Genomic DNA, 12,522 nt, shown 5'->3' with positions numbered 1-12,522 from the left:
CCCAAAACCTCACCTGCACACCACGCGGCAACCGCGCCCGAACCACCATCACAACCTCCGATCACAACCGGTGTTGCAACGACCCCATGAACCCAAGACGCCTTCAGGGAATCTGGCGCCACACTCTCGCCCCTCACAGCGGGGAGCATGCCGAGACTGATACCCCGAAGGACGCCTTCGCGACATCAGATTCCCCGAAGGGCGCCTTCAGGGAATCAGCACGGAAGCGCGGCAGACCCACCATTCGGCAGGAGCATCCTTCCGGGCAAGTGGTCCCTGGCCGCGGCAAGGGATTCTTCACTCACGGCGGCGGCGTTCGACGTAGACGGCGGCTTCGGTGCGGCGCTGCAGCCCGAGCTTGTGCAGCAGCGACGAGACGTAGTTCTTCACCGTTTTCTCCGCGAGGTTCAGGCGGTCGCCGATCTCGCGGTTGGTGAGGCCCTCGGCGATGAGGTCGAGCACGCGTTGTTCCTGCGGGCTCAGCAGGTCGTAGCGGGTGTCGCCGTGTTCGCCGCGCAGCCGGTTCATCACGGTGGCGGTGACCTTCGCGTCCAGGAGCGACCCGCCCGCGGCGACCGTGCGCACCGCGTCCACCACCGCGCTCGACGAAATCTGCTTCAGCAGGTACCCGGCGGCACCCGCCATGATCGCGCCGAACAGGGCGTCGTCGTCGGAAAAGGACGTCAGCATGAGGCAGGCGGGTGGCGGGTCCGTGGAGGCGCGCACGTCCCGGCACACCGTGATGCCCTCGCCGTCGGGGAGCCGGACGTCGAGCACGGCGACCTTCGGCCGCATCACCGGGATCCGCACCAGCGCCTCCGCCGCCGTCCCCGCCTCGCCGACGACCTGGATGTCGCCCGCGTCCTCGAGCACCGTGCGCAGGCCGCGCCGGACCAGCTCGTGGTCGTCGAGCAGGAAGACCGAGATCACGGCGCGTCCTCTTCCCGCAACTGCGTCCGCCAGCGCAGGTCCGCGCCCTCGTCGTCGGTGACCCGGAGTTCGAGCATGCTGCCGTCGGGTTCGACGCGGACGCCCACCTCGACGGCGCGCGCCTGCCCGGCGCGCGCGATGTCGGACAGCGTGTCGCGCAGGGTCGCCAGCAGATCGGGGCGGACGGTGTCCGGGACGAGGGAGTCGAGGGGGCCGTCGAGCCGGAGATGTGGTTCGAAGCCGAGCGAAGCGGCTGCCTCGCGCGTGGTCTTCACCAGGTCGGCGCGCAGCCGGTCCTGTTCTTCGTGGAGCGAGAAGATGGTGCGGCGTACTTCGTGGATGGTTTCGTCGAGCTGTGCGACGAACCCGCCGACGGTTTCGGCGTGCTCACCGTCGAGTTTGCTCCGCAGCCCGTCGAGCCCGAGCCCGACCGCGAACAGGCGCTGGATCACCAGGTCGTGCAGCCCGCGCGCGATGCGGTCGCGGTCCTCGAGGACCGCGAGGCGTCTTCGCGTTTCGGCCGCCCTCGCGAACACCAACGCGACAGCGGCGTGTGCGGCGAACGTCTCCGCCATTTCGAGATCTCCTTCGGTGAACAGCGGGTCGCCGCGGAACCGGACCAGCACGAGCACGCCGAGCACATCCGACGCCGCCGCGAGCGGCACCACCACCGAGGAGTCCAGATCGGCCACCTGGGGCGGGAACCGCACCGACGGGTCGTCCGTTCTGGCGAGCACGTGATTGCCATACTGCCGGAAGATGGCCGCTTTCCCGGTGACGAACACGTGCCCCGATCCGGTTTCCGCGATCGGGACGGACAGCCCGCTGATCTGATCGGCGCCGAGGCCGACCCCGTCCACGACTTCGAACACGAGGTTTCCCGGCCGCTGTTCGTCCGGCAGCGCGATCGCGGCGACGGGCGCCTCGGCGAGTTGCCGCGCGCGTTCCGCGACGAGCAGCAAAGAAGCCTTCGGATCGTTACCGGACAGCAAGGAGCCGGTGATGTCGTTCGACGCGCGCAGCCACCGCGCCCTGCGTTCCCCCGGATCCACCGGCCTCACCGTCCCTGCAGTCCGAGTCGTCTTACTCTCCGCCGACCGCTAGCACTCGCGCAAGCACCCGACAAGGGCCTTGCGGCCCGGGGAACTCGGGACGGTGGACCGGGGCGAACCAGGCGGGGGGAACGGAAACTTGCCCACATGTGGATGTGGCGCTCGCGGAAGCGCTCGACGCCGGCGCTCCGCGCGGCAACGGCTTACTGCTGCACCGCATGGGACGGCCCCGGCGCGAGCCTGGCGGAGCTACGGGAGGGCTGCCGCCGGTTCGCCCGGGGCCAGGGCCTCCTCATCACCGCGTGGGCGGCCGAGGTCGCGCCGGATCACGTCGAGCACCGGTACACGGAGCTGCTGCGGTACACGATCGAGTTCGCCGCCGATCCCGAGATCGACGCGCTGCTGATCGCCGAATCGAGCACGCTCGTGCGCTCGCACGGCACCGCCGAACTGCTCGCCAGGACGCTGAGTCCCGAGGGCAGCCGGATCGTGCCGGTCGGCCTCATCCCCGCCTGACCTCGAAAGTCCTTTGTGGACTTTCCGGGGCGCCCTTGACGGCCAGCACGCCCACCGCGCCGAGCAGCCCGATCAGCGCGAACGCGTAGAAGCCCCACGGGTAGGCGATACCGGCCGACGTAGGCGTACACGAGCACCTGCGCGCTGAACACGAAGCACCCGGCGAGGAACACCGCCACGTACAACCCGAACCCCGGCAGGCGCACGCTCAGCAGCGCGAGGAACACGGCGGCGGCGGTGAACCAGGCGATCGTCGAGCGGCGGGCACCCGCCCGGTCCGCGGCGAACCCGGCGACGAGCAGCCCGACGATCCCGCCGAGGTTCAGCGCGAGCAGGAGGCTCAGCGCGGCACCGAGCTGGTACCCGGCCTGCCGCATGATCTCCGGCAGCCAGGTGTTGAGGCCGTAGACGAGCACCAGCCCCAGGAATGAGGTGACCCAGAACGCGATCGTGGCGCGCAGGAAGCCGCCGCTGAACAGGCCGCGCACCACGGCGGGCAGCGCGCCCGCGGCGAACATCGCGCGCCACCCGAGCGCCGGGACGAGGCCGATGCCGAGCAACGCGGTCAGCACCGCGCCGACGTGGTAGCCGGTCATCACCGTGGTGGTCGCGCTGCCACCCTTCCCCGCCCGCGCGTGCTCGGTGACCAGGGTGAGCGCCTTGCGCCTGCCGATCCGGTCGGTGAAGGTGCCGATCGCGAGCCCGTCGAGCATCATCCCGACGAGCCCGACGGTGGACACCGCCGACGCGGTACCCGGCGTGAGGCCCCACACGCGGTCGCGGAGCAGGACGGGCAGCGCGGTCCCGAGCACCACCAGGTCGAACCCGTCGAGCAGCACGGCCGTCCAGGCCAGCGGTCGCACCCAGGAACCGGCTCGCGCTTCGTGAGACATCACCGGCATCACCGGCATCCCCGGCATCACTGGCCTCCAGCGCTTCACGGACGTTCGCTTGGCGCCCAATGATTCGGATCGCGCACAGGTGGTATCAGTGCTCTTCCGATGAGCGGAAGACATTGACAGGTTCCCCCGCCGCGAGCGGACTCCGCCCGCCTGGGCGAGGATCTTCCCTGGAGGTTCGGATGGAGATTCTGACGCTGATGGCCGTGCTCGCCGGCTCGCTCGGCCTGACCGCGTTCGCACGCCGCTACAACCTGTCGGCGCCGCTGCTGATCGTGGTCGTCGCGCTGGGGGTGTCGTTCATCCCCGATGTGCCGAGGCTGGAGCTGGAGCCGGAGCTGATCCTGAGCCTGGTGCTGCCGCCACTGCTCTACTCGACCTCGCTGGAAAGCTCGGTCACCCAGTTCCGCGCGACGCTGCGGCCGATCATCGCGCTCGGCGTGGTGCTCGTCGCGGTCACCGCGCTCGTCGTCGGGTTCACCGTGCACCTGCTGCTGCCCGATCTGCCGCTGGCCTCCGCGCTCGTGCTCGGGGCCGTCGTCGCGCCGCCGGACGCGGTGACCGCGGTGGCGATCGGCCGCAGGCTCGGCCTCCCGCGCCGCCTGATGACCGTGCTCACCGGCGAAAGCCTGGTCAACGACGCCGCCGCGCTCACCCTCTACAAGATCGCGCTCGCCGCCGTGCTCGGCACCGCGGGCTCGGTCGGGCACGGGTTCGCCGTGTTCTCCGTCGCGGTCGTGCTCGGCGTCGCCGTCGGGCTGGCGATCGCGGTCGTGGTGAGCTTCGTGCGGCGCCGCCTCGACGACCCGCTGATGGAGTCGACGATCGGGATCATCGTGCCGTTCGCCGCCTACGTGACCGCGGAGCACCTGCACCCGTTCTCCGCGGACTTCAGCGGTTCCGGGGTGCTCGCCGTCGTCGCCGCCGGGCTCTACCTCGGCAACCGCTCGCTGCACGCGGGACCGGCGACCCGGGTGCAGGATTCGTCGGTGTGGGCCTCGATCGACGTGCTGCTGGAAGCGCTCGTGTTCGCGCTGATGGGGTTGCAGCTCCCGTTCATCCTCGAAGGCGTCGAAGCGAACGCCCGCGACAACGGCACGCTCGTGCTGGACGCGGTGATCGTGCTCGCCGTGACGATGCTGATCCGGATCCCGTACGTGTTCGCGTCGAGCTACCTGCCGCAGACCATGCGGCTGTTCGGACGGGGGCGGCCGGTGCCGCCGTGGCGGTACCTGACGGTGCTTTCGTGGACCGGGATGCGCGGTGTCGTCACGCTCGCGGCGGCCACCGGCGTGCCGCTGGTGACCGCCGCCGGTGATCCGTTCCCCGGCCGCGACGAGATCCAGCTCTTCGCCTTCGCCGTCGCGATCGGGACCGTGCTCGCGCAGGGCCTCACGCTTCCCGTGCTGATCAAGAAGCTCGGCGTGCTCGACCCGCACGAGGCCGAGCGCGACGAACAGGAGGAACTCGCCGCCCGCAACGCCGCGATGGAGGCGGCGCTGGCCAGGCTCGACGAGATCCTGCCCGAGATGCTGTCCTCTGTGGACATTCCGGCGGCGAAGGCGGAGAAGCTGGCGAACCGGTTGCGGACGCTGGTGGAAACCCGGTACCGGGGCGCCGTCGCGGCGATCTCGCTGAGCGCGGAGGAACGCGACGGCAGCCCGCACGCCGCGTTCATCCGCGCCCGCCGCGAACTGCTCGTCACCCAGCGGGAAGTGCTGCTGTCCGAAGCCAAGGCGGGCAACCTCGACGACGACGTGCTCCGCAAAGTGCTGCGAGAACTGGACCTCGAAGAGCTGGCGCTGACGAACACCCTCACTTCGCGCGTGAGCTGATTCGCCCGCCCCTCGCGGGCGTGCGGCCGGGACGGACCACAGCGGTGTCCGAACCACAGCGCTTTTCGACCACAGCGCTTTCGAACCACAGTGCTTTTCGAAGCGAGGCCGAATCGCACCTTCACGGCACTGGACACCGTCATAGTGGCCATCAGGGGAGATCCCCGCCGCGCATGCCCCGAAGGGGGCCCATGAGGGAATCTGACGCCGCGAAGGCGTCCTTCAGGGCCCCAGCGGGCTCCACGACCTCCGCATCTCACCGGAATCGACTCACGCATCAGCACTGCGGCCTTCGGGAAGGGGCCTCAGAGCTGACCGCCCAGCTCGACGGTCCGCTTCTGGTCCTTCTCGCCCGTCAGGCCGGTGTAGGAAAGGACGACCTCGGTGGCACCCGCGTCGAAGTACCGGTTCAGCTGCGCGGCAACGCTTTCCTCGTCACCGACGACGGTCACTTCGGCTGCCTTCGAAGCGCCTTCCAGCGCCACCACCCGCTGGTAGGACGGAATGGTGTCGTAGAACGCGGTTTCCTCGGCCATCTTCGCCTTCCCGGCGTCGACGTCGCTCGTGACGACAGTCGGCACCAGCGCGATGATCCGCGGCGCCGGGCGCCCCGCCTCCTCGGCCGCTTTCGTGATCGCGGGCACGATGTGGTTCTCCAGCGTTTTCGGGCCCGCGAACAACGGCAGCGTCCCGTCGGCCAGCTCACCGGTGACGCGCAGCGCCTGCGGCCCCATCGCGGCCACCGCGATCGGCACCGGGTTCGCACCGGCCACGGTGGCGGGCAACGGCGTGCGCGCGGTCAGCGTCTCGCCTTCGAAGTCGACGTGGCCGGTGTCGAAGATCGACCGCAGCACCGTGATGAACTCGCGCAGCCGTTTGATGGGACGTTCGTGCGGGACGCCGAAAGCGGACTCCGTCAACGCTTTCGCGCCGAGTCCGAGCCCGAGCGTGTACCGGCCACCGGTAGCGGCCTGCGCGGTCTGCGCGGTGGTCGCGAGCAGAACGGGGTGCCGCCCGAAGATGGGCACCACGGAGGTGCCCACGGCGAGGCCGGGCACCTCCCTGCCGACGATCGCGGCGGCCGCGACGGCGTCGTAGTCGAACCGCTGGCCGAGCCAGGCGGTACCGATCCCGGCGGCGGAAGCGGTACGCGCCTGGGAAACCAGGTCGTCGATCGCGTTGGGGGCATGGGGCGAGGCGAGGAGTGCTACACCGATGCTCATGACGGGCACAACCCGCCCGTCCCGCCCCCGATTCCCGGAAACTACAGGAATTCGTGCCGCACGATCGTCTGCTCGCGGCCGGGGCCGACGCCGATCGCCGAAACGCGGGCGCCTGCCAGCACTTCGAGCCGTTCGACGTACGCGCGGGCGTTCGCGGGCAGTTCCTCGAACGTGCGGCAGCCCGAGATGTCCTCGAACCAGCCGGGCAGCTCCTCGTAGATCGGCACCGCGTGGTGCACGTCGGTCTGCGTCATCGGCATGTCGTCGGTGCGGAACCCGTCGACCTCGTAGCCGACGCACACCGGCACCCGCTCGAGCCCGGAGAGCACGTCCAGCTTGGTGAGGAAGTAGTCGGTGATGCCGTTGACGCGCGTCGCGTAGCGGGCGATCACCGCGTCGAACCAGCCCGTGCGGCGGTCGCGGCCGGTGTTCACGCCGACCTCGCCACCGGTCTTGCGCAGGTACTCGCCCGACTCGTCGTGCAGCTCGGTCGGGAACGGGCCGGAGCCGACGCGCGTGGTGTAGGCCTTCAGGATGCCGAGCACGGTGGTGATCCGGCCCGGCCCGATGCCCGATCCGGCGCTGGCGCCGCCGGAGGTCGGGTTCGACGAGGTGACGAACGGGTAGGTGCCGTGGTCGACGTCGAGCAGGGTGCCCTGCGAGCCCTCCAGCAGCACCGTCTCGCCGCGTTCGAGCGCCTGGTTGAGCTGCAGCCGGGTGTCGGCGATGCGGTGCGCGAACTTCTCGCCCTGCGCCAGCACGGTGTCGGCGACCTCGTTCGCGTCGAGCGCCTTGCGGTTGTAGACCTTGACCAGCACCTGGTTCTTGAAGTCCAGTGCCGCCTCGACCTTCTGGCGGAAGATCTTCTCGTCCAGCAGATCCTGCACGCGCACGCCGACGCGCGCGATCTTGTCCTGGTAGCAGGGGCCGATGCCGCGGCCGGTGGTGCCGATCTTCTTCGCCCCGAGGTAGCGCTCGGTGACCTTATCGATCGCCACGTGGTACGGCATGATCAAGTGCGCGTCGGCCGAAAGGAGCAGGCGCGAGGTGTCCACGCCGCGGTCCTCCAGCCCGGTCAGCTCGTCGAGCAGCGCGCCGGGGTCGACCACCACGCCGTTGCCGATCACGTTCGCGACGCCGGGGGTCAGGATCCCGGACGGGATGAGCTTGAGCGCGAAGTCCTGGCCGTCGGGAAGGACGACGGTGTGCCCGGCGTTGTTGCCGCCCTGGTACCGGACGACCCACTGGACCCGGTCGCCGAGCAGGTCGGTGGCCTTGCCCTTGCCTTCGTCTCCCCATTGGGCACCGATCAGCACGATGGCCGGCATGTGACACTCCAGGATGTTCGGCGACAGAGATTTCGGTGGGGTGGTCCGCTGGGACCCCCCGTGGCGCTGGTGAATGCCGGTGCATGAGCGTAACGGAGGACCTGACGGTGCGGGGACTGGTGCTGCTCTGCGGGCGAGGCGCGCCGGTGTCGGGTGAGCTGGACGGCTTCGAGGTCAGGACCGTCGCGGACCGGCCCGGCAAGGCGGATGTGGACCCCCACCTGGGCGATGTCGACCGGATCGTGGTGGCGGGCACGGACGCCGCGCTCGCCTCCGTAATCGTGCGATTACTCCGCAAGGACGCGCTTTCCCGGGTCGCGGTCGGGTTCGTGCCCGCCGCCGCGAACTCGGCCGTCGCCGCCCGGTGGGGGCTGCCGACCGGAGCCGCCGAGGCGCTGAAGGTCGCGGCGCACGGCGACCCGGATCCGGTACCGCTCATCAGGGACGATTCGGGCGGCGTGCTCGTCGGCAAGGGCACCGTCGGCCCGATCCGCGGTGTCGCCTACTGCGATGACGAGGTGGCTCTCCGTGGCGCCGCTCGCGAGATCGCCGTAACCCCTGACCCGGATGGCGGTACGGGCCTCGTCGCCCGCGTGACGAAGGGCCTGCTGTTCAAACGCCCGGCGACGTTCCGCGGGCGCGCGTTCCAAATCGGCTGCGTGCCGGCCGTCCCGGTGCTGGACGGCGTGCCGTTTCCGCGCCAGATAAGCAAATGGACGTGGTACCGGCACACGGCGGACCTCCGGCTGGCCCGCGGCTGACCCCGCTCGTTGACCCTCCGTTGGAAGGTTGTCACCCGGAGGTGTTGCATTCGCCACCTTCGTGGATAAGGGTTACTTAGTCCCCACATCCAACACGGAGGCAGCAAAATGCCAACGTCACGAAGTGTTCGCAACTCGTTAACCATTTTGGGCCTTTCGGCGGTACTGACCACGGGCGTGGCCGGTGTCGCCTCCGCGGAGCCGCCGAACATCCCCTCGGCCGACGCCGCGAAGGCAGCGCTCACGAGCCTGACCGTCGCACCGGACGGCAGCCTCGACGGCTACTCGCGCGAGAAGTTCCCCCACTGGATCGACCAGGGGAACAGCTGCAACACGCGCGAGGTCGTGCTGAAACGCGACGGCAAGGACGTCAAGACCGGCTCGGACTGCGCGGCGACCTCCGGCTCGTGGTTCAGCCCCTACGACGACGCCACCTGGACCAAGACGTCCGATGTGGACATCGACCACGTCGTCCCGCTCGCCGACGCGTGGCGGACCGGCGCCTCGAAGTGGACGAACGAACAGCGCCAGGCCTACGCCAACGACCTGACCGACCCGCAGCTGATCGCGGTCACCGACAACGTGAACCAGGAAAAGGGCGACAAGTCGCCGGACAAGTGGAAGCCGCCGTCAACCGGCTACTGGTGCACCTACGCACGGATGTGGGTCGCGGTGAAGTCCAAGTTCAAGCTCACCGTGAACGACGCGGAGAAGACCGCGCTGACCGACATGCTGGGGAAGTGCTGACGCACTGGGGTTTCGAGCTTTCCGGGGGCGGCACCGCCGAACGGTGCCGCCCCTTTCCGCGGCAGGGCGTCACCGGGTGAGGCGCAGGATTTCCCTTGCCAGCGCGTCGTTCTGGCGGAACGGCAGTGCGTTCGTGCGGGGGCGGGTGAAGGCCGCGGCCGAGCGGGCGCTGGTGTGCGGGCCGACCGCGAACCGGCGCGGGTGCGCGACGCCGTCGCGGTCGAGCAGGCGCGAATCCGATACGCGGGTGTGCACGCGGCCGGAGGACAGCCGTGTTCCGTTCGAGGTGACCGATTCCTCCACCAGCTCCCCGGCATCCCGCAGCGCGCGCAGCAGCGGGTCGGCCACCCGCCGGACGCTCGGGTCGGGCAGGCGCGCTTCGATGACCGTCGGCGCTTCGACCTCGCCGGGGAAGCTGCCGCTGGTCGCGACGAACGCGCGGCGGGCGTGGTCGGCTTCGATCGCGATGTCCGCGCCGAGGAACGACACGACCCCGGCCTGGTGCAGGGCCAGCAGTTCCTCCAGCCGCCGCGGTGGCGGGCCGCTCGCGAAGTACGAGAAGAACCCGTGGAACCAGCCGTCCACATCGGACAGCTGGGAGCGCGCGGCGATGCGGCCGCTGCCGATCAGCGCGGGTAGCTGCCCGATCACCGAGAGCAGCGCCATGAACGCGCCGAGGTCGGCGCTGAACTCCGCGTTCGCGCGCCGCGCGAGATCGGCTTCGACGTACTCGCGCAGGTGCTTGCCGAACTCCTCCCCGGTGCCGAAGCGGAGCCCGGACAGGGGCCGGTCGAGCAGCCCGAGGTCCAGTCTGTCCACTTCGGACGGTACGGCGGATTCGATCAGCTCGCGCATGCCGGCGCTTTCCCATTCCAGGTCCGCGAAGGCGTCGGCGAAGACGGCGAAGTCCAGCTCGACCCGCTCGGGGTGCCCGGTGAACAGCTCGCTGTAGTACCCCCAGGCCAGTTCCTTCGCGATATGCGGCCACACGTCGGAGAAGAAATCGAGTTCGCGCGGCAGCGCGACGAGCTTGTCCACAGTGTACGAATCGAAGAAACGGGGCAGCACCAACGGTTTCCCGCGCAACCGGTACCCCGTCTTCGCGTGGTAGGGCACGCCGCGCCGCGAACCGACGTGCAGCGCCGGTTCCCGTCCGCTCGGGACGTACCGGAGCCCGCCGCACGGATCCTCCTCGAACCGGCCGCCCCTGCCCTCGGTGAGCACGAGCAGCAGATCCACGAACGCGAGCCCGAACCCGCGCACGAGAACCGGTTCGCCGGGCGGGATCGCGCGGTAGTCGACGTCCGCGGTGTAGGCGGCGGGGTAGTACCGCAGGCCGTGCGCGGCGGCGAACCCGGCGAGCTCGCCCGCCGGTTCGTCCGGCTCGGCGTCGAGGTGCCCGACGGTCAGCAGCACCGCGTCGGCGGCCACGGCCGATCCGTCGGCGAGCCGCACCTCCTGCGGCGAGCCGTCGCGGAGGCCGACCGCGCGCGAGGCGTGCTCGACCACCCGCACGCCGGGCGGCAGCGAGGCGAGCACGCGCCGGTAGACCCAGCCGAGGTACTGGCTCTGCAACCGCCTCGTCGGGAACGACGTCACGGACAGCTCGGCGAACTCGGCCAGCAGCGGCGCGGGGATCTCGGCGTCGAGGCGTCCGGTCCGGACGAGTTCGACCCATTCCGACAGCGACGGGCCCGGTTCGACCGGGCCGTCGAGCACCACGGTCTCGTCGGTGAACATCGTGACGTCCTCCGGCATGGAGTTCATCCGCAGCAGCGGCGACTGGTCGTAGCGCCAGACCCGGCCGGGGCCGGGCGGGAACGGGTCGATCAGGTGCACCACGAGCCCGCGGTCGCCGAGCAGTTCCGGCGCGCTGGCCGCGATCCGCTCCAGCACGCCGACGCCGCGCGGGCCCGCGCCGACGATCGCGAGCGTGAAAGGCGCCATATCATCGGACGCTACGCGCGGTTTCCCGTGCGCTGACAGCGTTTCCCACGGTGCGGACGCGGTCGCGCCCCGCGGATATCATGCGGCGGTGAGCGTCCCTTCCGTGCGCGCGGTCGAAATCGCGGCCTACGCCATCACCGATCCCGAAGCGGCGCCGCTGGTCGCCGAACTCGCCGACGAGTACTTCACCCGGTACGGCAACACCACGGAGATGACGAAGTACTCCCCGGACGAGTTCGCCGCGCCAGGGGGTGTGCTCCTGCTCGCGCGCGAACACGGCGAAAGCGTCGCGGGTGGCGCGTTCCGGCGCTACGACGGCGAAACGGCCGAACTGAAGCGGGTGTGGACGCATTCGGCGCACCGGCGGCGCGGGCTCGCGAAGCTCGTGCTCACGGCGCTCGAAGCCGAGGCGGCGGCGCGCGGCTACCGCCGGATCTTCCTGACCACCGGCCCGAAGCAGCCCGAAGCGGCCGGCCTGTACGCCTCGACCGGCTACGCCGCGGTCGACACCAGCGAACTCGACCCGGAGGGGTACGGGTTGCTCGCGTTCGAAAAGCGGCTCACCGCAACCGGGCGATGAGGTCAGGGTACTGCGCGTAGAGGCGCAGCACCCCGCCGACGGTGAACTCGGTGAGCAGGTCGATCAGCGCGTCGCGGTCGGGCGCGTCGCCGGCCCTGGACAGGTGCACCAGCGCCTCGGTCATCGCGAAGTACATCGCGACCAGCGCGGTGTCCGCCCTGCCCGGCTCCACGCCGTGCATCCGCCAGCGCCGCTCGCTCTCCGCGGTGTAGACCCGCGCCAGCCGTTCCCGCAGGCGGGTCATCGCCGGATCGCCGACCCGCTCGGCCTCCTGGAGCACGCTGAACGCGCTGGGGTTCTCGGCGACGAAGTCGAACATCGACGCGTAGTTGCGGTGCGCCCACGCCTTCAGGTTCAGCTCGGAGGTTTCGGCCGCCGGTGCGCCGACCCTGGCGAACACGAGCTGCTCGGCGTCGGCGACCACCGCGGCGAACACCGCCATCTTGTCCGCGAACTGCTCGTACACGCCCTGCCGCGTGACCCCGGCCGCCCTGGCGATCCGCTCGATGGTGGCGCCCTGCACGCCGTCCGCGGCGAACACCTCCCGCGCGGCGGCGAGGACCAGCGCGCGCTGTTCGTCGGCGGGCAGCTTCCTCGGCCTGCCCGGACCCCTCCTGACGGGGCTTGCCATGCGTTGACCTCTCACCTGGTTCGTCGATCTTCGAGCGGGCGACGGCGACATCATGGGGCACGACCGCCGCCGC

At 70.4% G+C, this 12,522-nt stretch carries 11 protein-coding genes and 1 pseudogene; 5 read left to right on the top strand and 7 right to left on the bottom strand.

Going from position 1 to position 12,522, the window contains the following annotated elements; all coding sequences use genetic code 11:
• Positions 1-297: 297 nt before the first annotated feature.
• Positions 298-930, bottom strand: coding sequence for a response regulator (locus tag ABD256_RS32815; RefSeq protein ID WP_344427990.1), 633 nt, complete (start codon positions 928-930; stop codon positions 298-300).
• Positions 927-1,982: a GAF domain-containing sensor histidine kinase gene (locus ABD256_RS32810; protein ID WP_344427987.1), complete on the bottom strand. Its 1,056-nt coding sequence runs from the start codon at positions 1,980-1,982 to the stop codon at positions 927-929. The genes ABD256_RS32815 and ABD256_RS32810 overlap by 4 nt, the downstream gene beginning before the upstream one ends.
• 147 nt (positions 1,983-2,129) lie before the next feature.
• Between ABD256_RS32810 and ABD256_RS32805 the strand changes: the two genes are divergently transcribed.
• On the top strand, positions 2,130-2,498 hold the full coding sequence (locus ABD256_RS32805) for a hypothetical protein (protein ID WP_344427985.1): 369 nt from the start codon (positions 2,130-2,132) through the stop codon (positions 2,496-2,498).
• On the opposite strand, the pseudogene ABD256_RS32800 reads toward ABD256_RS32805, so the two are convergent.
• Positions 2,485-3,391 (bottom strand): annotated as a pseudogene (locus ABD256_RS32800) (MFS transporter). The gene ABD256_RS32805 and the pseudogene ABD256_RS32800 overlap by 14 nt on opposite strands.
• Positions 3,392-3,579: 188 nt before the next feature.
• Here ABD256_RS32800 and ABD256_RS32795 point away from each other — a divergent pair.
• Positions 3,580-5,232 (top strand): Na+/H+ antiporter, encoded by a 1,653-nt coding sequence (locus tag ABD256_RS32795; RefSeq protein WP_344427983.1) that lies wholly within the window; start codon positions 3,580-3,582, stop codon positions 5,230-5,232.
• Between the two features lie 305 nt (positions 5,233-5,537).
• Here the strand turns inward: ABD256_RS32795 and ABD256_RS32790 are convergent, their stop codons facing one another.
• Both ABD256_RS32790 and ABD256_RS32785 read right to left on the bottom strand, forming a co-directional pair.
• Positions 5,538-6,455, bottom strand: coding sequence for an LLM class F420-dependent oxidoreductase (locus tag ABD256_RS32790; protein WP_344427981.1), 918 nt, complete (start codon positions 6,453-6,455; stop codon positions 5,538-5,540).
• A 41-nt stretch (positions 6,456-6,496) separates the two neighbouring features.
• Positions 6,497-7,783, bottom strand: coding sequence for an adenylosuccinate synthase (locus tag ABD256_RS32785; RefSeq protein WP_344427978.1), 1,287 nt, complete (start codon positions 7,781-7,783; stop codon positions 6,497-6,499).
• An 83-nt stretch (positions 7,784-7,866) separates the two neighbouring features.
• Here ABD256_RS32785 and ABD256_RS32780 point away from each other — a divergent pair, with 83 nt between their 5' ends.
• Together ABD256_RS32780 and ABD256_RS32775 are read left to right on the top strand one after the other, a co-directional pair.
• Entirely contained in the window at positions 7,867-8,544 is a 678-nt protein-coding gene (locus tag ABD256_RS32780; RefSeq protein ID WP_344427975.1) for a hypothetical protein, read from the top strand.
• Positions 8,545-8,652: 108 nt separating this feature from the next.
• Positions 8,653-9,291, top strand: a complete 639-nt coding sequence (locus ABD256_RS32775; protein WP_344427972.1) for an HNH endonuclease family protein — start codon at positions 8,653-8,655, stop codon at positions 9,289-9,291.
• A 69-nt stretch (positions 9,292-9,360) separates the two neighbouring features.
• On the opposite strand, the gene ABD256_RS32770 is transcribed toward ABD256_RS32775, so the two are convergent.
• Positions 9,361-11,238, bottom strand: a complete 1,878-nt coding sequence (locus tag ABD256_RS32770) for an FAD/NAD(P)-binding protein (protein WP_344427969.1) — start codon at positions 11,236-11,238, stop codon at positions 9,361-9,363.
• Between the two features lie 88 nt (positions 11,239-11,326).
• Here ABD256_RS32770 and ABD256_RS32765 point away from each other — a divergent pair, with 88 nt between their 5' ends.
• Complete coding sequence (locus tag ABD256_RS32765) at positions 11,327-11,818, top strand: GNAT family N-acetyltransferase (protein ID WP_344427966.1); 492 nt, start codon at positions 11,327-11,329, stop codon at positions 11,816-11,818.
• On the opposite strand, the gene ABD256_RS32760 is transcribed toward ABD256_RS32765, so the two are convergent.
• Entirely contained in the window at positions 11,799-12,449 is a 651-nt protein-coding gene (locus ABD256_RS32760; RefSeq protein ID WP_344427964.1) for a TetR/AcrR family transcriptional regulator, read from the bottom strand. The two genes, ABD256_RS32765 and ABD256_RS32760, sit on opposite strands and share 20 nt — an antisense overlap.
• Positions 12,450-12,522 lie beyond the last annotated feature (73 nt).

The organism is Amycolatopsis minnesotensis, assembly GCF_039529815.1.
Classification (GTDB): domain Bacteria; phylum Actinomycetota; class Actinomycetes; order Mycobacteriales; family Pseudonocardiaceae; genus Amycolatopsis; species Amycolatopsis minnesotensis.
This window is presented reverse-complemented; position numbering and strand designations above follow the sequence as displayed.

Bases quoted from the DNA above. Each gene is read 5' to 3' on its own strand.
- ABD256_RS32805 (WP_344427985.1), top strand. From the start codon at position 2,130: ATGTGGATGTGGCGCTCGCGGAAGCGCTCGACGCCGGCGCTCCGCGCG.
- ABD256_RS32795 (WP_344427983.1), top strand. From the start codon at position 3,580: ATGGAGATTCTGACGCTGATGGCCGTGCTCGCCGGCTCGCTCGGCCTG.
- ABD256_RS32790 (WP_344427981.1), bottom strand. From the start codon at position 6,455: ATGAGCATCGGTGTAGCACTCCTCGCCTCGCCCCATGCCCCCAACGCG.
- ABD256_RS32785 (WP_344427978.1), bottom strand. From the start codon at position 7,783: ATGCCGGCCATCGTGCTGATCGGTGCCCAATGGGGAGACGAAGGCAAG.
- ABD256_RS32780 (WP_344427975.1), top strand. From the start codon at position 7,867: ATGAGCGTAACGGAGGACCTGACGGTGCGGGGACTGGTGCTGCTCTGC.
- ABD256_RS32775 (WP_344427972.1), top strand. From the start codon at position 8,653: ATGCCAACGTCACGAAGTGTTCGCAACTCGTTAACCATTTTGGGCCTT.
- ABD256_RS32770 (WP_344427969.1), bottom strand. From the start codon at position 11,238: ATGGCGCCTTTCACGCTCGCGATCGTCGGCGCGGGCCCGCGCGGCGTC.
- ABD256_RS32760 (WP_344427964.1), bottom strand. From the start codon at position 12,449: ATGGCAAGCCCCGTCAGGAGGGGTCCGGGCAGGCCGAGGAAGCTGCCC.